The sequence below is a fragment of the Methylobacterium sp. GC_Met_2 genome, from assembly GCF_026540795.1.
Classification (GTDB): Bacteria; Pseudomonadota; Alphaproteobacteria; order Rhizobiales; family Beijerinckiaceae; genus Methylobacterium.
The window spans coordinates 29,745-50,298 of sequence record NZ_JALNUM010000028.1 but is presented as its reverse complement, the minus strand read 5'-3'; the positions used below and the strand labels follow the sequence as shown (position 1 = coordinate 50,298).

The 20,554-nt window shown below is 63.8% G+C and carries 15 protein-coding genes; 5 read left to right on the top strand and 10 right to left on the bottom strand.

Annotated elements, in window-relative coordinates:
* Positions 1 to 391: 391 nt before the first annotated feature.
* Together OXS49_RS12460 and OXS49_RS12455 are read right to left on the bottom strand one after the other, a co-directional pair.
* The gene (locus OXS49_RS12460) at positions 392 to 1,975 is read right to left on the bottom strand and encodes a GMC family oxidoreductase (RefSeq protein ID WP_244001089.1); all 1,584 of its coding nucleotides are present in this window, start codon (positions 1,973 to 1,975) and stop codon (positions 392 to 394) included.
* Positions 1,972 to 3,531, bottom strand: a complete 1,560-nt coding sequence (locus OXS49_RS12455) for an ABC transporter substrate-binding protein (RefSeq protein ID WP_267424482.1) — start codon at positions 3,529 to 3,531, stop codon at positions 1,972 to 1,974. The genes OXS49_RS12460 and OXS49_RS12455 overlap by 4 nt, the downstream gene beginning before the upstream one ends.
* A 139-nt stretch (positions 3,532 to 3,670) precedes the next feature.
* On the opposite strand from OXS49_RS12455, the gene OXS49_RS12450 reads away from it, so the two are divergent.
* The 3 genes from OXS49_RS12450 to OXS49_RS12440 all read left to right on the top strand — a co-directional run bounded on the left by OXS49_RS12450 (position 3,671) and on the right by OXS49_RS12440 (position 6,526).
* A complete protein-coding gene (locus OXS49_RS12450) occupies positions 3,671 to 4,570 on the top strand; it encodes a fatty acid desaturase (protein WP_267424481.1) in 900 nt (299 codons plus the stop codon).
* A complete protein-coding gene (locus OXS49_RS12445) occupies positions 4,567 to 5,601 on the top strand; it encodes an alpha/beta fold hydrolase (protein ID WP_267424480.1) in 1,035 nt (344 codons plus the stop codon). The genes OXS49_RS12450 and OXS49_RS12445 overlap by 4 nt, the downstream gene beginning before the upstream one ends.
* A 97-nt stretch (positions 5,602 to 5,698) precedes the next feature.
* On the top strand, positions 5,699 to 6,526 hold the full coding sequence (locus OXS49_RS12440; RefSeq protein ID WP_267424479.1) for an aldo/keto reductase: 828 nt from the start codon (positions 5,699 to 5,701) through the stop codon (positions 6,524 to 6,526).
* Positions 6,527 to 6,837: 311 nt separating this feature from the next.
* Here OXS49_RS12440 and OXS49_RS12435 read toward each other — a convergent pair whose 3' ends face one another.
* A complete protein-coding gene (locus tag OXS49_RS12435; protein WP_267424478.1) occupies positions 6,838 to 7,977 on the bottom strand; it encodes a peptidyl-alpha-hydroxyglycine alpha-amidating lyase family protein in 1,140 nt (379 codons plus the stop codon).
* 98 nt (positions 7,978 to 8,075) lie between these two features.
* A complete protein-coding gene (locus OXS49_RS12430; RefSeq protein WP_267424488.1) occupies positions 8,076 to 9,008 on the bottom strand; it encodes a TAXI family TRAP transporter solute-binding subunit in 933 nt (310 codons plus the stop codon).
* A 28-nt stretch (positions 9,009 to 9,036) separates the two neighbouring features.
* Here OXS49_RS12430 and OXS49_RS12425 point away from each other — a divergent pair, with 28 nt between their 5' ends.
* A complete protein-coding gene (locus OXS49_RS12425; protein WP_267424477.1) occupies positions 9,037 to 10,578 on the top strand; it encodes an amidohydrolase family protein in 1,542 nt (513 codons plus the stop codon).
* Positions 10,579 to 11,143: 565 nt separating this feature from the next.
* Here OXS49_RS12425 and OXS49_RS12420 read toward each other — a convergent pair.
* Positions 11,144 to 13,417, bottom strand: coding sequence for an EAL domain-containing protein (locus tag OXS49_RS12420; protein ID WP_267424476.1), 2,274 nt, complete (start codon positions 13,415 to 13,417; stop codon positions 11,144 to 11,146).
* 1,044 nt (positions 13,418 to 14,461) lie between these two features.
* Between OXS49_RS12420 and OXS49_RS12415 the strand changes: the two genes are divergently transcribed.
* Positions 14,462 to 15,277 carry a DUF3658 domain-containing protein gene (locus tag OXS49_RS12415; protein ID WP_267424475.1) on the top strand — a complete coding sequence of 272 codons (816 nt, stop codon included), beginning with the start codon at positions 14,462 to 14,464 and terminating at the stop codon, positions 15,275 to 15,277.
* Positions 15,278 to 15,546: 269 nt separating this feature from the next.
* Here the strand turns inward: OXS49_RS12415 and solA are convergent, their stop codons facing one another.
* The 5 genes from solA to OXS49_RS12390 are packed head-to-tail and all read right to left on the bottom strand — an operon-like array spanning position 15,547 to position 20,552.
* A complete protein-coding gene (solA, locus tag OXS49_RS12410; protein WP_267424474.1) occupies positions 15,547 to 16,716 on the bottom strand; it encodes an N-methyl-L-tryptophan oxidase in 1,170 nt (389 codons plus the stop codon).
* 31 nt (positions 16,717 to 16,747) lie between these two features.
* Positions 16,748 to 17,719 carry a dipeptidase gene (locus OXS49_RS12405; RefSeq protein ID WP_244001052.1) on the bottom strand — a complete coding sequence of 324 codons (972 nt, stop codon included), beginning with the start codon at positions 17,717 to 17,719 and terminating at the stop codon, positions 16,748 to 16,750.
* A gap of 11 nt (positions 17,720 to 17,730) precedes the next feature.
* Positions 17,731 to 18,804 (bottom strand): ABC transporter ATP-binding protein, encoded by a 1,074-nt coding sequence (locus OXS49_RS12400; protein ID WP_267424473.1) that lies wholly within the window; start codon positions 18,802 to 18,804, stop codon positions 17,731 to 17,733.
* Positions 18,805 to 18,835: 31 nt separating this feature from the next.
* Positions 18,836 to 19,642: an ABC transporter permease gene (locus tag OXS49_RS12395; protein ID WP_244001048.1), complete on the bottom strand. Its 807-nt coding sequence runs from the start codon at positions 19,640 to 19,642 to the stop codon at positions 18,836 to 18,838.
* 4 nt (positions 19,643 to 19,646) lie between these two features.
* Positions 19,647 to 20,552 carry an ABC transporter permease gene (locus OXS49_RS12390; protein ID WP_244001046.1) on the bottom strand — a complete coding sequence of 302 codons (906 nt, stop codon included), beginning with the start codon at positions 20,550 to 20,552 and terminating at the stop codon, positions 19,647 to 19,649.
* Positions 20,553 to 20,554 lie beyond the last annotated feature (2 nt).

Genomic DNA, 20,554 nt, shown 5'->3' with positions numbered 1-20,554 from the left:
CCTTTCGCAACACGCGTGCCATACAGATGCGACGTAGATGGATCCATTACGCCGCAAGAGTGAGGGTATTATTTCACGCAACAGTCGCTTGCGCTGAAAGATCAGGCACATCATCGCGCCGACTTCACCCGATACGGGCGTTATGATGGCCAGCTCGACGGATCAGTGGCAGGCCGGCACAGCGCCATCACGACAGCCCCACGACGATCAGGTGGCACGCATCGGAATGCGAGAAAGGCGCATGCCTAGTGCTCCGACGCATTCACTTCGTTCATGCGAGTGAGCACTAGTTCTTTGGTTTTGCATCAATTTTTCCAGACTCGGCTGACGCCTCCGTCTGGATCGATGCACTAGGAACCGGGGAAACGCCATCGCCACGCCTCCACGACGGTCAAGTCCTCTCCTCGCGCATCCGCCGCGCAAGGTTCTCGCCGATCATCACGCAGGTGAAGTGCAGGTTGGCCCGGCAATCGCTCGGCATGATCGAGGCGTCGCAAACCCGCAGCCCGTCGAGTCCTCGGACCTTGAGATTGGGATCGACGACACCGGATGCGTCCTGCCAGCCGGTCATGCGGCATGTGCCGGCCGCGTGCTGGATGTCCCCGGCCTCAACGAGCATGAGGGCATCGAGTTCGTCGTCCGGGAGGTGTGCGGCGTCGCCGATCGAGAGTGGGCTTTCGCCGAACCGGATCGCCGTCGCGAGACCGGCCAGGGCCGGGTTCTCCGACAGGCCCGCGAGGCGGCGCACCGCGTCGCGCATCCGCAGGCGATCGCGCGGGTCATCAAGCATGTTCTCGTCGATGACCGGGTTGGCTTCCGGATCGGCCGCGGTGAGGTGCAGCGTCCCGCGCGAGAACACGTCGTAGAGGCCGACGCCGATCGCGCCCTGCGGCGTCGGTGCCGGCCCGGTCAGCGTCCGGTGGTTGTAGGCGACGAAGATCATGTCGCGCTCCCCGCCGCCCGCGAGGCCGCTCGAATAGGTGACGCAGCAATTGGTGTGGCGCGCATCCGGACCGAGGGCCCGGTGTTCCGGCTTCAGATCGATGGTCGCCCGTAGGATCGGGTGGTCCATGAAGTTGCGGCCGACCGCGTCGTGCGCCTGTCGGACGGGGATGCCGAGGGCGCGGAGCGGCTCGGCCGGTCCGATCCCGGAACGCATCAGGATGGCCGGGGAGTGGACGGCGCCGGCGCACAGAACGATCTCGCGGCCCTGGATCTCGGTCCAGGGCTCCGTACCGAAGCGCACGCGCAGGCCGACCGCCCGTCGTCCCTCGAACAGGACGCGGTCGACCAGGGCCTCGCAGCGGATCTCCAGATTCGGCCGGTCGCGCGCCGGTTCCAGATAGCCGTCATTGGTGGTGACACGGTGACCGCCGCGGCTGTTGATCGGGTTGCACGAGACCCCCTCGCCGGACGGCGCGTTGAGGTCCGCCTTCCAGGGATGGCCGGCCGCCAGGGCAGCGGCGCGAAGCCCCAGATCGACCGCGCCCCAGGCCTCCGGCTTCGCGCGGTAGACCGGGAGCGGACCGCCGCGCCGGGCGCCGTCTGCGGTGCCGAAGTCGTCATCGTCCTCGATCCAGTCGAAGAGGGGCAGCACATCCCCGGCCGACCAGCCGGTGCAGCCCTGCTCCGCCCACGCGTCGAAGGCCGCGGGCACGCCCCGGATCGCGATCTGTGCGTTGACCGTCGAACTGCCGCCGAGCGCGCGACCGCGCCAGTAGAAGCGGGGCTCCTGCGCACGGGTCCGCCGGCTCATCAGTCCCGGCCACTGCCAGTCCGCCTGATGGGCCGGGTCATACATGAACGGGATAATGTTCGCCGAGCGCAGCGCCGGCGGCGCATCGGCGGAGCGCCACGCGCGTCCGGCTTCCAGCAGGAGCACCCGGCGGCGCGGATCCTCCGAGAGGCGGGCCGCCAAAGCCGCTCCGGCGGAGCCGGCACCGACCACGATGACATCGTACGGGGCTGGGCTCATGGCTTCGCGACGTTCCAGAAGAGCGGGATGGCGGAGGGGATCAGACCGGTGAGTGAGGTCCGGTAGGCGGCGGGCTGCGCGAACTGGCCGAAGGGCACGACCAGCCCCTCGCCGTAAATGATCGCCTGGATCTCGCCCGCGATGGCGCGCCGCGTGTCCAGATCGGGCTCGCGGGCGAAGCGGTCGAACAGGGCGACCATGCGCGGGTCGCACATGAACCCGGAACTCGCCGCGTCCTTGCAGTTGAAGTTGATCGCGGAGTTCGTCAGCGGCGAGCTGAGATCGAGCCCGAGTGCATGGATGCCGAAAACGCTCCAGCCGACCTTCTTGGTGCGCCGGGCGAGCAGGGCTGCCCAATCCATAACCTGCAGATCAACAGTGAAGCCGGCCTGCTTCAGCCGGTCGGCCAGGATGGTCGAGGACACGCGCGCCGCCTCGAGATCGTTGGCCACCATCACGATCACCGGCTCGCCCTTGTAGGCGGTCGCCTTCAGGGCAGCCTGGGCCGCCGCCACCGAGGGGTCGTGCAGGAGTGCCGTCGCCACATGGGTCTCGTAGGGCGAGCCGCAGATGAAGAAGGCGTCGCAGGTCTGCGAGAAGCGCGGATCGAGGCCGAACCCGTCCAGAACCTCGCGCTGATCGACGAGCCGCAACAGGACGCGCCGGATCGCCGGGTCGTCGAAGGGCTTGGACGCCGTGTTGATGCGATAGTGACCCGTGAATCTGTGCGGGCCGGTGAAGTTCATCACCGCCAGGTTTTTGTTGGCCTCGATCTGACCGACCAGATCGAAGGGCGCGTATTGCATGTAGTCGATCTCGCCAGCGCCGAGGGCGCCCGTCGCCGTCGCCCCGTCGGGGATGACGCGGATGTCGAGGGCGTCGACCTTCACGACCTTGCCGCCGGCCAGGAAGTCGGTCGGCTCGGGACGCGGCCGATAATCGGGGTTCCGGCGCAGCAGCATGTGGTCGCCGGGGATGTGGGCGGTGCGGTCGTACACGAACGGACCGGATCCCACGACCTCAGAGAGCTGCGTCGTGGGGGGCGTCGCGGCGAGCCGCGCCGGCATGATGAAGGGCGCGGGGCTCGACGTCGTGCCGAGCGTGTCGAGGACGAGACCGTAGGGCTCCCGCAGCGTCAGCACAACAGTCCGGTCGTCCACGGCCTCGAGGCCGGCGGTCACGTCCATGAGCCGGCCGCCTAGCGCGCTGCGGGCCGCCCAGCGCCGCAGCGAGGCGACGCAGTCGGCGGCCCGGACCAGCGCGCCGTCGTGGAAGCGCAACCCGTCGCGCAGGGTGAAGCGCCAAGTCAGACGGTCATCCGACACCGACCACGTGTCGACCATCTGCGGCCGGAACACGCCCGTCGCGTCCGGCGCGAACAGGGTGTCGTAGACCATGTAGCCGAAGGTCCGCGTGATATAGGCCGTGGTGAAGTAGGGGTCGAGGGTGACGATCTCGGCCTCCAGAACCGCCTTCACCGTCGTTTCCGCGCGGCCGGAGATCGGCGCAAGCAGCGCCGCGGCCGCGAGCAGGCCGGAAAACCAGAATCGTCTCATGCATATTCACCCTTCGCCCACCCCCGGAGGCAAGCGGGATACCAAGCCGATCGCGCGCCTGGGGCATGCGCTTAGGTACCGGCATGGATGCTGCAAAGCCCATGCGTCTCCGAGGCGCTCAAACAGTCCAGGGAAACGAATGGCCTCCGCAAGTGGACGGTTTCTCACAGGTACCGAGGTGAAGGTGCTGTCGCTGCGCTCGGATCGGCGCGGCGCCATCCGCCTCGGCGCGCATCTCCTGATGCTGGCCGGGGCCGGCTGGCTGGTCTGGCAATCGGGGTCCTGGACGCTGCTGCCCGCCATGCTGTTGCTGGGCATCGCGCAATCGGCCCTGTTCGCGCCCATCCACGAGACCGTCCACCTGACCGCTTTCCGCTCGCGTAGGGCCAATGCGGTCGTCGGCTGGCTGGTGGCCTGTCCGTCGCTGCTGAACTGGCACTTCTATACGGCCTTCCATCTCGCGCACCATCGCCACACCCAGGATCCCGAGCGGGATCCGGAACTCGCGCTGATGCCGCCCTCCACCCTGGACGCCTATGTCTGGCGCGTGCTGGCGCTGCCCTACTGGCGAACCCGCCTGCAGGTGGCCTCAGCCGGCCTGCGCGGCGATCTATCTGCCTACCCGTTCATCACCGATCGCGCCGCACCCCGCATCATCCGCTCGATCCGGTCGATGTGTGCGTTCCTGCTCGCCGGGACAGCCCTCGCCGTGGTTCTGGTCGGCTGGTGGGCGCCCCTGATCTTCTGGATCGGGCCGCAGCTCCTCGGGCAGCCGTTCCTTCGGCTCTACCTCCTCACCGAGCACACGCTCTGTACGATGGACGACAACGGCCTGACCAACACGCGCACGACCTTAACCAACGGCCTTACGCGGCTCCTCATGTGGAACATGCCCTTCCACACCGAGCACCACCTCTACCCGTCGATCCCGTTCCACCGCCTTCCGGACGCCCATACCGCGCTGCGCGCGCGGCTTGGCGTGCTGCAGCGGGGCTACGCCCGCTGGCATGTCGGCTTCGTGCGGACGCTGCGTCCGTGAGCGGCTGGGCGACGGCCACCGGAACCTTCGCACTCGGCGACTTGACGCTTCAATCGGGGGCGGTGCTGCCCGGCGCGCAGCTGCGCTGGAAGACGCACGGCACCCTGTCGCCCAGGCGCGACAATGTCGTGCTCTACCCGACGAGCTACGGGGCCCAGCATCCGGACCTCGAATGGCTGATCGGCCCCGACGGGGTGCTGGATCCCGGCCGCTGGTTCATCGTCATCCCCGACATGTTCGGCAACGGGCTGTCGTCGAGCCCGTCGAACACGCCGGACTGGCCCGCCCCCGTCACCGCCTGGGACAACGTCCACGCGCAGCGCCGTCTGCTCGCCGAGGTGTGGGGGATCGCGCACCTGCACGCCGTCTATGGCTGGTCCATGGGCGCGCAGCAGGCCTATCACTGGGCAGCCCTGTTCCCCGATCACGTGGAACGCGCGGTGATCAACTGCGGCAGCGCCCGCACCGCCACCCACAACCGCGTGTTCCTGAAAGGTCTCATGGCGGTGCTGGAGGCGGCGCCGGAGCATTGCGGCGGGGGCCGCTTCTCGGCCGAGCCGGCCGCCGCCCTCCGGGCCTTCGGGCGCATCTATGCGGGCTGGGCGCTCAGCCAGGACTTCTACCGGGCGGATCTCCACCGCACCGCGCTCGGCGCCCCGGACCTCGACACTTTCCTGCGAACCGACTGGGAGGAGCGTTTCGCCCGCCGCCCCGCGGCCGATCTCTACGCGCAGCTCTGCACCTGGGAGGCGGGCGATATCAGCCGCGATCCGCGCTACGGCGGCGATCTGACCCGGGCGCTCAACGCGATCACGGCCCGGCTGCTGCTGATGCCGGGCGAGACGGATCTCTACTTCCGCGTCGCCGACAACGCCGCCGAGCTGCCGCACCTGCGCGGTGCCGTCCTGCGGCCGATCCCGAGCCTCTGGGGCCACCGCGCCGGCAACCCGTCGACCAACCCGGCCGACGCCGCCTTTCTCCGCGACACCGTGCGGGCTTTTCTGACCGCAGCCGAGGCGAGCGCGGCTTGACCACCGGGCCCATCTCCCGTCGCGGGGAAAGCGGACCTGGGTGCGCGTGTTAGACGGTCGGGCGCACCGCGCGTTGCGCGATCGTACAGAGGATCTCATGGACTACAGGCAGTTCGGACGCTCCGGCCTCACCGTGCCGGTGCTAAGCTTCGGCACCGGTACGTTCGGGGGGACGAACGAGTTCTTCCAGCGCTGGGGGCAAACGGACGTATCCGAGGCGACCCGCATGGTCGATCTGTGCCTCGATTCCGGCGTCAGCTTCTTTGACACGGCCGACATCTGTTCAGCGGGCGCTTCGGAGGAGATCCTGGGTCAGGCCCTGAAGGGGAAGCGCCAGCGGGCGCTGATCTCGACCAAAGCGACGTTCCGCTTCAACGACGAGCTGAACAAGGTCGGGTCCTCGCGTTATCACCTGATCCGCGCCTGCGAGGCCAGCCTGAAGCGGCTCGGCACAGACCATATCGACGTCTACTTCATGCACGGCTTCGACGCGCTAACGCCCGTGGAGGAGACGCTGCGGGCCCCCGACGATCCCTGCAGACTCAACCAGAAGACCTCCTCTACGCCCTGCCGCGAGGCCCGACGCATCGTCCCGGACTGCTCCGGATGGCCGGTGACGACGGGGCGCGATCGAGAGGGTGGTCTGGGCCCTAGCGCCGGCTGCATTCTGGGCCTTCGTGGCCTTCGTGGCCTTCGTGGCCTTTGTGGCCTTCGTGGCCTTCGTGGCCGCCATCCCAGAACCGCTTGCGATTGGCAATCTGCGACTCGCCGACGGGACTGCGCCGAAAGGCTTCCTGAAAGAGGCGGCGGCCGTCGCCGGGGCGGTCGACCTCACGCGGTGGGGCGACTGGCGCCGCTGCACAGCCAGCCGTGCCGCGCCATAACTGATTTGGCGATGCCAAAAATCCATGACGTTAAGGATTGACGATGTACTTTTCTGAAGCGTCCGCTTACGAGACGTTGTTACAGTCAGCTTGATGACCGCATTGGGCGCGAAGCCGAACGTCCGGTTCCGCACGCTATGGCGAGCCGGCGTGACGTAGTCTGGCCGATTCCAGCCCGCCCGCGTCTGGATATGGAACCGCAAAAGCGGACGTCGTTGTAACGCACTTTCACGACCCGAAGCACACCCCGGATAGGTTCAATTCCAGGCACTCGGTGAAATAGAACCTAACGACTGAATAGGTAGATTTGACAGTGTCCGCTTTTCGGCTGAAGAGCCGCCGAATACGCGCATCAGGGGTGTAGAACCAGCTTCTGCGGGCGCCAGTTCAGCAGTTCGCCGACGTAGATCTCGTGCTCGGACGGGCAGGCGATTTCATGGATCCAGCCGAACTGCTTGAGCTGCTTGCCCGTCTCGCCGAGCACACCCAGTACCTTGCCATCGAGCGACAGCTTGTAGATCCGCCCCGGAAAGGCATCAGCGACGAAGAGCACCTGCTTCGGTCCGGGCGTGATGCACAGTGCCCAGGGTGCGCCCGGTGTGAACAGGTCGACCGTGGAGCGGTCCTTGGCCGGTTTGCCGCGAATGATGGCGCGCGCCTTGTCGTAGTCGAACGGCACGTCGATCTTGATGATCCGCTGGATGTGTCCGCCGGTGTCCATGACCTGGATACGAGCGTTGCCCCGATCGGCGATGTAGATGTTGTCGTTCGCGTCCGAGGCGATGGAATGCAGGGTGCGAAACTGACCCGGCTCGGTGCCGTAGCTGCCGTAGGAATCGACCCAGTTGCCGTCCTTGTCGATCTTGGCAATGCGCGAATTGATATAGCCGTCGCTGATGTAGGCGTTGCCGGCCTTGTCCCATGCCACGTCGGTGACCTGTCGGAATTGGCCCTGCACGGGCGGCAACGGCGGCATGGGGTGCTTCCAAGGTTCTGCAGTATCGTCGGCAGCCTCGGTCTTGCGACCCCAGACCATGGCGACGCGACCCTCGGGGGTGAACTTCACCACCATATCCGAGCCCTTGTCCATGACCCAGATGTTGTCCTCGCGATCGACGCGCACGACGTGGGCGTAGGACCACGCGTAGAGTCCGTGGCCGATCTCCCGGATGAACGTGCCATCCGGTTTGAACTCCAAGAGTTGGGCTGCAGCGGCGCCGTAGGCCGGCCCCTGAGTCGCCCCGCGCGACAGGATGAAGATGTGCCCCTTCGAGTTCAGAGCAATGCCCGCCACCTCACCGAAATGGATGTCCGGCGGCAGCTTCAGGAAGTCCGGGATCGAGTCGAACGCGATCTCGGGAATCTGCGTCGCGGGGACCGAGGATGTCGCCATTGACACAGGAGGTGCTTCACCCGGCTTGACCTCGTCAGCGCGGACCGACGACAGCGTGAGGGCGAGCGCGCCCACAGCAACGCAAAAGGAGCGGATCATCGCGGACTTCCTCACGGGCCAGTCGGTTCGAACGCCGAGCTTGGCCACACCGGTTTAGCTCGGAACGCTGCAGTCCGGAAGCTGCCGAAGCTCGCTCATCAATCCAGATCGGCCCCGACCTCACGGAGGTAGGCTGCAGTCGCCGGATGCAGCCATGTGCTCGGTACGTTCGAGACCAGATTACGCGGGTCGCTCTCGCGTCCCTGGGGATAGAGCCGAGCCAAAGTCTTCTGGCCGCGGTCGATCGCCCGCACCAGCCGGGTGACACTGCCGGTCTCGAGGCCGGGTCGCGCCAGGATGAAGCTCCACGACCCAACGGTCTCGATCGCCGCGTCCTGTCCGCGGAAGGAGCCGGCCGGGACAGTCAAGCGACGCATCGAGGCGCGCAGAGCCAGGATTTTCGGGATCGCTTCGGGCGCTGGGCCGAAGAAACGAGCGCCGCCGGGTGCGTCGGCGAGGGTCTTGAAGCCTGGCCAGCCAAGGCTCGCACCCCACAACGCGGCCGCTCGGCCGTCGAGAACCTGTGTCGCGCCGTCGCCGGCATCATCGAGGAGGATCGGCCTGATGTCGTGGCCAGGATCGATGCCGGAGCCTTGCAGCACGGTCCGCCCCATGATCGTGAAGCCCGAGCCGCGTGTGCCGAGCGCGACGGCACGGCCGCGCAGATCCTGCACGTTCTGAATTCGACTTGAGGCTAGGACCACGAACATGCCGGGCGAGGCGTCGATGGGTGCCACGACCTTCAAGCCAACGTCGTCGGAACTCTGGTTGGATAAAGCCTCGTAGGCGTACTCACCCTGCACGAGGGCGAGATCGAGCTGAGCCGATTTGAGCAGCTTCAGGTTCTCCGTCGAGCCCTTCGTGATTTGTGGCTCGACCACCAACCCTGGGTCGACCTCGTGAACCGCTGCGATGAGCGCTCGGCCGAAGGCTGGGAACGAACCGCCCGGCGTCGCGGTCCCCAGTGTCACGCGAAGAGCAGCGTCAGGCTGTCGAGCTCGTGCGGGTGTGGTCCACGCGAGGCCCGCCATGCCCAGGAGCAGTTCACGCCGCCGCATCATGATCTCCCTCACCGCGATGTTCGCCGTGGACCAGCGCCGCTGGAGCTCGGCGGCACACCTCGACAACCGAGCCGGAAAGCCCTCACATCGACGTTTGGAACATACGCAGGATCCAAGGTCGCACGCCAAACATAGCGACCGCCAATGTCTTGCGCTGGATCGGGAGGAACATGTGATGCGACCGGACGCTCTGCTGCCGGCCGTGGCGACCGCCATGAGCCTAATTTGCGTCGGCAGTGCCGACGCCAAACCAATGGCCTTCACGGGAGTCCGGCTGATCGACGGTCGATCAGCCCAGCCTGTCGAGGACGCAGTGCTGGTCATCGACGGCGACCGCATCGTGGCGGCGGGACCACGCACCGCGATCACGGTGCCGCCCGATGCTGATGTCCGGGAACAGCACGGCCACACGATCATGCCGGGGCTGATCTCCGACCACTCCCATGTCGGCATCGTGAAGGGTGTCGATGTAGGCGCGCAAAACTACACCCGCGAAAACATTCTCGACCAGCTCAAGGCCTACACGGCACGGGGCGTCACCACGGTCATGGCGCTCGGTCTCAACGGCGCGATCATGCCTGAGATTCGCGCAGAGGCGCACGCGGGACGGATTCCCGGTGCCGATCTGTTCGGCGTCGATCGGGGCATCGGCGTACCAGATGGAGGACCACCGCAGGCGATGATCCGCGTGAGCGCGGACCAGCTCCTTCGCCCGGCCAACGCCGAGGAGGGCCGCGAGGCGGTCCGCGCGATGAAGGCGCGTGGCACCGACATGGTGAAGCTCTGGCTCGATGACTTCGGTGGGTCCGTGCCGGCCAAGATGCAGCCAGCGGTCTACTCCGCCGTGATCGACGAGGCACATCGGCTTGGTTTGCGGGTCGCGGCGCACGTACACGACCTGGAGGACGCGCGTGCAGTCACCAAAGCCGGCGTGGATGTGCTGGCGCACGGCGTGCGCGACAAGCCGGTCGATGCAGATCTCATCGCAGTGCTCAAGGCGCACCACACTTGGTACATCGCGACACTCGCCCTGGATGAGGCGACTTTCGCTTACGCCGACGCGCCGGGCTGGGCACAGACGCCCTTCGTTCGGACGGCGCTCGCGCCCGAACTCAAGGCTCGGTTCGACGATCCCGCCTGGCAAAGCGAGACGCGTACGAGCGCCAAAGCACAAGCTGCCCGCGACTCGCTAGCAGTGAACCTCGCCAACCTGAAGCGCCTGGACGACGCTGGCGTCCGGATCGGGTTTGGCACCGACAGCGGCGCGGCGCCAGAACGTGTCCCCGGCGTGGCGGAACACCGTGAGTTGGCGCTGATGGTGCAGGCGGGCTTCACACCCATGCAGGCCCTGATCACAGCGACGTCGCGGGCCGCCGCACTTCTCGATCTGGCTGATCGCGGCAGCCTGGAAGCTGGCCGCCGTGCCGACCTCGTTATCCTAGCCGCAGATCCGTCCCAGGACATCGCCAACAGTTCCCGGATCGTCGAAGTGTGGCAAGCTGGTCGCCAGCAAGATGTAGCTTCGACCACATCACCATGAGGAAGCATTTGTCCTAGACTGCCGAAGGAGCCTATATCTTTGAGGTCGGCTCAGGGGACGCGATCCGAGCGCGACGAACCACCCGGGTAAACGCATGGTGGCCGCGTGGGCGTGCCTCGAAAGCAGACATGCGTCGCTCTTCCGGCGATTTCAGATCGGTGTGGACGGTAGGACTGCTTAGTAAATGTCTGCCCTCAAACCTTCCCCGCAAGTCGCGCAGGAGTTCGGGCTTTCGTCCCTCCGGCAGCATCTCCTTCAGGTGGTCCTGCACCATCCCCGCGGTGAACGGCTCGCCGATGAAGCGTGCTTTCGCTCGCCTGTCATTGGGTCCCGGCTGTACCTGCCCAGATGCGACTAAGATGGCGATTTGCGGCCAGCGGCGGGCGGTCTAACGAGCGACTGCGAAGCCGTTGCGCGTACCGGGCATCTGGCCGTCGATGAACAGCAGGACGATGGCGAAGTGATGCTCCGCTAACAGGACGGCATCGATCTTCGGGAGCTTGCCCGATTCCCGGCCGGCTAACCCTGTGTAAGCATCACATAGAACCACCTCTGAGGTCGCTTGCTACGCGCAATCCAACTCTACAGTCGTACTAATGGGGTAAACCCATGATGCAAGGTATTCAGCTACTTTATTCGCCGGCATCGGGCGACCGATCAAATATCCCTGACCTTTAGTGCATCCAATTGACCGTAAACTTTCGAGTTGCTCAAGAGTCTCGATGCCTTCACCCGTGACAGAGCACCCTAACCGGGATGCTAATTCCACGATCGTTGTGACGATAGCGGCAGACTCTTTTGAGGTGCCCATCTCTCGAACGAAAGATTGATCAATCTTAATACGGTCAAACGGGAAAATTCGAAGATAGCTTAGGGAGGCGTAGCCAGTTCCAAAGTCGTCGAGCGAAACGCCCACACCGAGATCTCTGAGCCGGCGCAGGATCCCGCCTGCACCATCGGCCGTAAGCTGAACCGTCTCGGTTATTTCAACCACCAGCCGGCCCGCCGGAAGCATCGAACTCGCAAGAGCCGTTTGTACCTGTGCGTACACGTCACTGATGCGCAGCTGGACCGGCGAAAGATTGACCGCAACATAAATTCCGGCCGGCCAGTTGATCGCATGATGACACGCCTCTTGAAGCACCCAAGCCCCCAACGGTCCGATCAGCCCGGTCTCTTCTGCTACGGGAATGAAGCGTGCTGGTGATATCGCACCACGTCCGGGATCATTCCAGCGTAGCAACGCCTCAAAGCCATCAACGGTTTGTGTTTTAAGATTGACAATCGGCTGAAAAAAAACTTCAAATTTTTGAGTTGCCGCGGCACGACTCAGGTCATCGATAAATATAATTTTTTCAATCTCAGCCGCATGAATTTTCTCGTTATAGCGGCATAACACACCACGTCCGCCTGATTTTGCTTGGTAAAGGGCTAGGTCTGCTCGATCAAAAAGCGTGTCGGGGTCCATACCATCGCAAAGTGCCAGCGCAACTCCAATACTTACGCCGATCTCGACAAGAATGTCTCCTATATAAAAATGCTTCTGCAACTCTTTTATGAGAGATTGACCGAATTCTTGGACCTGGTTCAAATCACACGCATCTCTTAGGATGACAGCAAACTCATCACCTCCAAGTCGGGCTAAAAATACGTTATGATTTGCATTTATAGACAAACGATCAGAAATCATGCGCAACAATTGGTCGCCAGTCCGATGATTATAAGTGTCATTTATCAATTTAAAATAGTCCAGATCAATTAGAAATAGCGCAAACGGCGCACCTGTTTGTTTGGCTTGCTGGAACGAACGGCCGATTTCTTCTTGAAAGAAGGTTCGATTTGGCAAATTTGTTAGCGCATCATGGCGAGCGGCGTTTCTTTCATCCAAAGCGTGCCGCGTGCTGCTGCGAATATATCTCAACGCAAGGATAGCGGCTAAAGCGATAGTACCATCGAGAACAAGCGATAAGATAACGGCGATAGGAAGCTCTTTATACCATAAAGCCAATACGGAAGCTTTTGATATACTGACTTGTACAGAAAGTGGAGTTCCAGCAACTTCATTTACAGCTAAAATATGTTGTTTTTTGTTTTGGTGAAGCTCCGGGTGACCGGCTGCCCCTCCAATGTAGGCCGGATAAACGAACGAAGGAGAAGAGTCGAAGGAATGATCAGCCTGCTTGGGTTCCTCTGGAAAACTGGAAGCGAGCAATGCTCCATCAGCACGATATGGGCGAACTACCGTGGCTGAGGAGGACGTGATACCACGAAATATATCTTCGAAATAGACCAGCGGAATTGCACAATTAGCAATACCTATAAATTTCCCAGATGTATCTTGAAGCCGATATGCGACTGGGATGGTCCAAGTCCCATCATATCGATTTTGAAGCGGTCGATCAACATAGGGACTGGTTTTTGAACCATCTGCGAGCTCAGAAAAATACAATCTATCTTTAACGTTATATCGCGGCCCCGATTGCGGGATTGGACTCCTTGAAATGGCAACAATATCGCCAGCCTCATTTGCGAGCATTATACCCTGAAGTGGACTGACGATTGTCTCGAGTATTCTGAGATGCTCATAAAGGTTTTTTGTCGCAGCAAGGTTGTTTATATTATTTGAACTGAACGCGTCTGCCTTCTCAAGATAGTCATCAATATTGTGATGGACCAACTCCAATCCCTGAAACGTTCGGCTTGTTTGAATAGAAATAAGGCTGGCAATGACGCGGACATATGCGTGGGCATCACGTAGTTCTCCATCGTAACGCCCCATAAGCAATATAGCTGCGCCAATATTACTGCTTGCCGCCAAGGCGACGGCAATAAAAACCACCAAGCCTGTTTTATTTTGTAGCAGAAAATTTTTCGGATTACGGAAAGTCGGTTGTTTGGAAATCGGTTCTGGTATTTATGTAATCTCGCAAATCATTTACAGTGATGAATTTTTTCGAGATGCTCAATTGAAATGACAACATATTCATGTATCCCCCTTCCTCTTGCAAATCGACATTTTTCACACTGCGAATTCTCATTTGCAGCATTGAATATTGCGATTTCAAATGGCCTATTCTTGTTTCTTTTTCGGTTATGATAACAACGATTTTCACTAAAAAATAGCTAACTAATTGGCGTTTTAGTCATAATGCTCCGAGTTGGTCCCGCGGGGAACCGACGGCATATTATCGGTCGCTCGGGAATGAAAGCGGATGACTGTTTTCGGAACTACCTGCCGATTTCAGTTTGTCAAAAACGAGAAGCGAGTAAACCTCCAGTGGCGCTTGATCATCTCTGTTTTCACTTACCAGCCAGCAGTTGCAGATCCGGTTAGCCTAGCTGATTTCACCGGTCCAATGAGAACATGCCCAATGAATCGGCCGGTGGCGCTTCGGTGTGGGTGGGCCTTTCGCCAACTGCTATTTACGGCCGCTTGCGGCCGATATCCGCCGCTCGCAACGCTGTCGACTTGTCCGTAAAAAGCCATTCGTCGACCATCCGGCAATTGTGCCTCGGGCTGGCAATCAAGTCTTGCTTTGAAGCGGATCGGATCTGTTGACGTTCTGCATTTGGAAAAAGAGTGAGAGGATGCCATCGAGCAACCCCTGGCCCACCGGCTGATGAGCGTCAGTCGCTTGCCTCAGCGCGACATCAGAGCGAACGAAAATCCGTCAGCGCCCCTGGATATCACGCCGGCCATCAACGTGCTCCACGTCGCCCCGACGTCTGGCCACTGCCGCGGCAGACGTCGGGGCGACGAGAGCCAGAGCGCGGTGACAAAATCTTACGCGAGGGTCTTCGAAGTTCACATCGTAGCCATGTCGCGCGAGGACGATGCCCCGATACGTTGCATCGACTGCCGTGCAGCGATGGAGGATCGCAAATGTTCGTTGTCGCCGAAGCCATCCATGTGGCGTGGGGGGTCAGTCGGGCAGAGGCAATCCGTGATGCCCTCCGGTTGCGAGGCTGCAAAGCACGCGTCATCGCGCTCCCAAGTTGCTTAAGCGTCGGCCCGATCGATTCATCGGATCCGGACGCGCGCCGGGGGTGGGCTAGGGAGAACCTGCGCGACGACGACCCGTCCGATTACTGCGAACCGGAGGCGCCTTGGACAGAAGCAACCGCCCCCGACGTTCACCCGGTCTTCTGGGTCTGTCTGTCCGATGCCGCCGAGCACGCGAGCTTCCTTGCATTCGCATCGCGCATGGCCGGCCGGCCCTTCGACATCGTCGACGCGACGGCGCTCGACATCACGACGGTCGGCGGCATCTCGCCGATCTGGTCCCTTGGCCTGCTACGGCCCGAAGAGATCGTCGCCTCCGGTCTCTTTGCGAAGCGCCGTCCGGTCACACCCGCGGAGAGCGAGGCGGCCTCGGCGGCTTGGTCGCAGCTACAGCGGGAGAATGCGCCGCTCCGTGTCGTACGCGACGGCCAATTGGTGTCGGCTCCTCTGGAGCACTTCGACCCCGTCTTGACGAAGCACGCAACACCGGACTGGGAGTTGGTCGTCAAGCTGATCGGCCGCGCCCTCCACCATCTGAACACCGAGGTCGACCCGCCGGGGCAGGGTACCGGCGCTGAATTCCTGTTCGCCCGCGTCCTCGCTCTCGGAGTAGCTGGGATCTTGGAGGTTAAGGGTTCGGGACCGGGTATGCGTGAGTTCGAGGTTCGACGGCCCGCCATCCGTTCGTCGTCCTGAGCCGTGGGTGAAGCGCTTCTGGGTGGCGGTCGGGTGAACGTCCGCTGCGGCAGTTCGGCCCCGTGGAAGCGGACCGTCAGCAAACCACCCAAACCAGACTTTCACGAGTTCCCCTTGACGCGACCGGGGTTGGTCGGAAGCCGCCAGTCTGCTCATAGGCGCTCACGTTGTGAGGACAGACGTTACGCCCCCTTGAGCGCCGACCTACCATCGTGCGGCTTATCACGGTAAGACGCACAGACTCGGCCCTGAACGGGTTTTAAATCCAGTCACACAAATCTTTGCTCAGTGCTCGCATGTAAACGAGGCGTAAAGCGGTCAAGCGAATGAAGTCTAAGGTCAAAACTTGGCCTCTTGCCTGTGGCGAGATCGGCGAGAACCTCACCCACGACGCTGCAGAATTTGTAACCGTGGCCTGAGCAGGGCGAGGCGACAACCACCTGCGGTAGGTCCGGCAGCGTGTCGATGACGAAGTGCTCGTCTGGTGTGTTTGTGAAGAAGCAGGCCCGCATCGCCATGGTCGGGCCGTTCGCTTGAGGGAAGTAGCGGCTGACGCAGGGGCGCAGCACCGCCTCGTCCTCGGCTCCGCACTCCCGGGACAAGGCATCGGCCCCGCCCGTCTCACCGAGATGGTGCCAGCGACCGATCTTGAAGCCCGGGACATGCCAAACCGGAAAGCCGTAGAACTTGCCCTCGTCGACCTCCATGTTGAACACAGGAAAGCGTTCCGGGGCGAACAGCGCCGGCTCCCGCGGCTGGAACCAGCCGAGCACCTGCCGCTCGGGCACGGCGACGGTTTTGAGCTGGGGCACGAACTCGCCCATCCACGAGCCCGCCGAGAGGATGAGGCGTCCCGCATCGTAGGTGCCGCGCTCGGTCCTGACGCGCACGCCTGAGGCGGTCGGCTCCCAGCTCAGCGCTGGCTCCCGCGCCCGGATCTCGGCGCCGCCCGCCTGCGCCATCGCCACATGCGCAACGATCGCGCGCTCGGCCGAGACGAAGCCGCCGTCCGGCTGAAGGACGGCACGATGCGTCTCGGGCAGGTTGTAGCCGGGTGCCGCGCGCCGCAATTCGGCGCCGTCAAGCAGACGGTGCGGGAGGTCATGCATCCGGCAGGCGGCGAGCGAACCCTCGACCATGGTGCTGCCTTCGGGCCCCGCATCGATCGAGCCGGTGATGAAGAGAAGCTGTTCCCCGAACCGTCTCTCCAGGTCCCGCCAGTTCTCGTAGGCCCGGCGGAGCAGCGGCACGTAGGAGGGGTCCTCGAAGTACGCGAGGCGGATGATCCGGTTGAAGCCGTGCGAGGATCCCATGGCATGCGGGATGTCGAAGCGCTCGAGCCCGAGCACCCGCACGCCGCGGCGGGCGAGGTGGCAGCAGGCTGCCGAGCCCATGCCGCCGACGCCGAGCACGATGACGTCGTAGGTGTTGGCAGACATAGGACTTCCTCTCTGATTGCCCAAGCGGCGCTCAGGCCCAGACGTCGCCGAGCAGGGTGAGCCAGTTGCCGCCCATCACGCGCTCGATGCGCGAGGCCGGCCAGCCGCGCCGGTCCATCGCGGCGGTGAGGTTCGGGAAGTCGCCGATCGTGCGGATGCCTTCGGGATTCCGCACCTCACCGAAATCCGTGAGCTTGCGTCCGTCGCCCTTGTCGTGGGTGATGTAGTCGAAGAAGGGCTGCCCGTAGCCCTGCGTGAAGTCGGTGCCGATGCCGGCGTTCTCCTCACCGACCCGATCGATCACGTACGCGATGGCGTCGAGGTAGTCCTCGATCGTGGAGGTTGCCCCCCGGGCCAGGAACGGCGGAAACATCGTCACCCCGACGAAGCCGCCGCGCTCGGCGATGAAGCGCAGCTGCGCGTCCGTCTTGTTACGCGGGTGGTCCTTCAGGGCGGCGGGTAGGCAGTGGGTATAAGCAACGCGCCGCTTCGAGGCGCGGATCGCGTCCTCGCTGGTCTTCGGGCCGACATGCGAGAGGTCGCACAGGATGCCGAGCCGGTCCATCTCGGCCAGCACGTCGCGGCCGAAATCGGAAAGCCCGCCATCGCGCGACTCGTAGCAGCCCGAGCCGACGAGGTTCTGGGTGTTGTAGGTCAGCTGGACGATCCGCAGACCGAGCGCGTGGAACAGCTCCAGATACTCGATCCGGTCCTCGATCGCGCTTGTGTTCTGCCAGCCGTGGATGATGCCGGTGCGGCACTCCGCCTTTACGCGGTGGATGTCGGCGACGCCTTGGACCGGCGCGATGAGATCGGCGTGCTCGCGGAACCAGCGACGCCACCGAGCCATCGTCCGCATGGTCGTGGCGAAATCCTCCCAGACGGAGCAGGTGCAGTTCGCCGCGGTGACGCCGCCGCGGCGCATGTCCGCGAAGACCTCGGGCCCGAAATCGGAGACGATCAGCCCGTCGATGACGATCAGGTCGTCGTGCCGGATGGTCATGGTGCGTCCTCTCAGAGTTCGGCAGGGACGAAGTGGCAGGCGTCCGGTGGAACGGCGACGTAAACGCGCGCGCCGGGTTCGAGCATGGCGGGGCCACCGGTTGCAGGGGTAGCCCGGCGGGCCGTCAGGCACAGGCCGGACGTGGTCCGCAGCCGGTACTCGACCGAGAGCCCGCGATAGGTCGCCGCCTCGATCTCGGCATCCAGCGTATCGGGCTCCGCGTCCATGCCGGGGGAGGTGATCCGGAGGCGCTCGGGACGGATCGCGAGGACCGTCGGCTCGCGGCCGGCGACCGCACCGGGGACGCGGATCGCGTTGCCGTCGGCGAGCCGGAACGTGCCCGGTCCCTCGACCGTCCCCGGCAAGAGGTTCGTCACACCCATGAATTCTGCAACGAAGCGCGAGCACGGCGCGCCGAACACCGCCTCCGGGCTGCCGTCCTGCTCGATCCCCCCGGCGCGCATCACGACGATGCGGTCGGCGATCGAGAGCGCCTCGTCCTGATCGTGCGTGACGAAGAGCGTGGTGATGCCCATCGCCTTCTGGATTTGGCGAATCTCGAGCTTCATCTCCCCGCGCAGCTGCGCGTCGAGATTCGAGAGCGGCTCGTCGAGGAGCAGCACGGAGGGCTCGATAACCAGGGCGCGGGCGAGGGAGACCCGCTGCTGCTGACCTCCGGAGAGCTGCTTGGGCAACCGATCCGCCATCGGGGATAGGCGCACCCGGTCGAGCGCCCGGGCGACGCGGGACGCGATCTCGGCTCGGGGCAAGCGGCGCATCTCCAGGCCGAAGGCGACGTTCTGGGCGACGCTCATGTGCGGAAATAGGGCGTAGCTCTGGAAGCCGAACCCGATGTTGCGCTTGGCCGGCGGCAGACGGGTCACGTCAAGGCCCCCAATCAGGATGTTGCCGGCATCCGTCTCGACGAACCCGCCGATCATCCGAAGCGTCGTGGTCTTACCGCAGCCCGAGGGGCCGAGCAGGGCAACGAGTTGCCCCTCGGGAACATCGAGCGTGATGTCGTCCACGGCTGTGAAGCCACCGTAGCGCTTGGTCAGGGAGCGAAGGGCGACAGTCGTCGACATGGGCCGTTCTCCGGGCTGTCGGGAGGCAGTCTCAGAAGGCTTGAGCGAGACGGGCGTAGCGGTCGCTGACGAGGAGCGCCGTCCCGACGATCAGGATCTGGACAGCGGCGACCGCCGCGACCGTCCCGTCGAGGTACCATTCGAGATAGTTGACGAGTGCGATCTGCAGGGTCGTCCGGCCTGGGCCGACGAGAAAGATCGACTTCTCCAGATCGATGAATGAGATCACGAAGGAGAACAGGCCCGCCGCGATAATGGCAGGCCGGATCGCCGGCAGGGTCACGCGCCGCAGCACCGTGAGCGGCCCGGCGCCAAGGCTCGCGGCTGCGTCCTCGATCGCCCGGTCGGCCGAGGCGAGCGAGGCGCTGACGAGCCGGATGGTCCAGGGCAGCGCGATCAGCGTATGGGCGACGAGCAGGCCGCCGATCGTGCCAGCCACTCGGATGTCGAAGAGTGCCTCGACCTCGATAAAAGCGATGAACAGGGCGGCTCCGCCGACGATGCCAGGGACCACCATCGGCGCGAGCAGCAGGGCCTGGACGGCATCGCGTCCGGGAAACCGGCCGCGCACCAGACCGAGGCTCGCCGGCACGCCGAGGGCGAGGCTCGCCGCCATGGCGAACAGCGCCGTCTCTACGCTGGTGACGAAGCCCTCGCGGAAGGCGTCCGTGTCGAGGGCCCGGGCGTACCAGTCGAGGGTGTAGCCGCTCGCCGGGAAGGCCAGGATACGGTTGGCGAAGAACGAAACCCAGACGATGACGACCAGCGGCAGCACGATGAAGGCGAGGACCACGCCCGAGATGGCGCCGTAGGTCCGGCGGATGCCAGTGCGCGACATGGCCCTACTCCGACCAGCGCCGGTAGCGACGCTGCACGAGGACGTTGGCGGTGGTGGTCAGCACGAGGGTCACGGTCATCAGCACGAAGGCGAGAGCCGCGCCAAATGGCCAGTTCATGGCCTTGGCCACCTGCTGGTAGACCTCTGGCGCCATCATGTGGAACTGCGGGCCACCGATCAGCACCGGCGTGGCATAGGCGTTCATCGACAGGATGAAGCAGAGCATCGTGCCGGCGAGCAGCCCGGGTAGCGCGAGCGGCAGCACGACCCGCCGCAGGATCGTAAGGTGCCCGGCGCCCAGACTCTCGGCCGCTTCCTCCAGGACCGGATCGATCCGCTCGATCACGCTTTGCAGCGTCACGATCATGAAGGGCAGCGTCACAGAGACGAGGCCGATTACTACGGCGGTGGGGGTGTACATCAGCCGGGGTGGTGTGAGCCCCACCGCGGCGAGGATGGCAGCGAGAAGGCCCTTGTCGCCGAGGATGACCATCCAGGCGGCGGTACGGACCGCGTTACCCATGAGGAGCGGCAGGATGATAAGGATCAGGACCTTCGACTTCCAGCGTGGCCCGACCTGCCGCACCAGGGCGTAGGCGACGGGGAAGCCGAGCACGAGGCAGATCAGCGTGGAGAGGGCCGCCACCCAGAGGGTCGTCAGCAGGACGTCCCGGTAGAAGGCGTCGTTCAGGAACTTGGCGTAGTTGGCGAGGGTGAGCCCCTCGACCATCAGCTCACCCGGTACGAACCGGTTGAAGCTGTAGCGGCACATCAGGGCGAGCGGCCCGAGGAGGGCCACGACGACCAGCAGTGCCCCCGGCAGGACACCGCCGATGCCCACGGGAACGCGCGGCCGGATCCGGGGCGCGATGTCGGGCGCCAGGACTTCCGAGCGTACGAGGGTGGCCATCG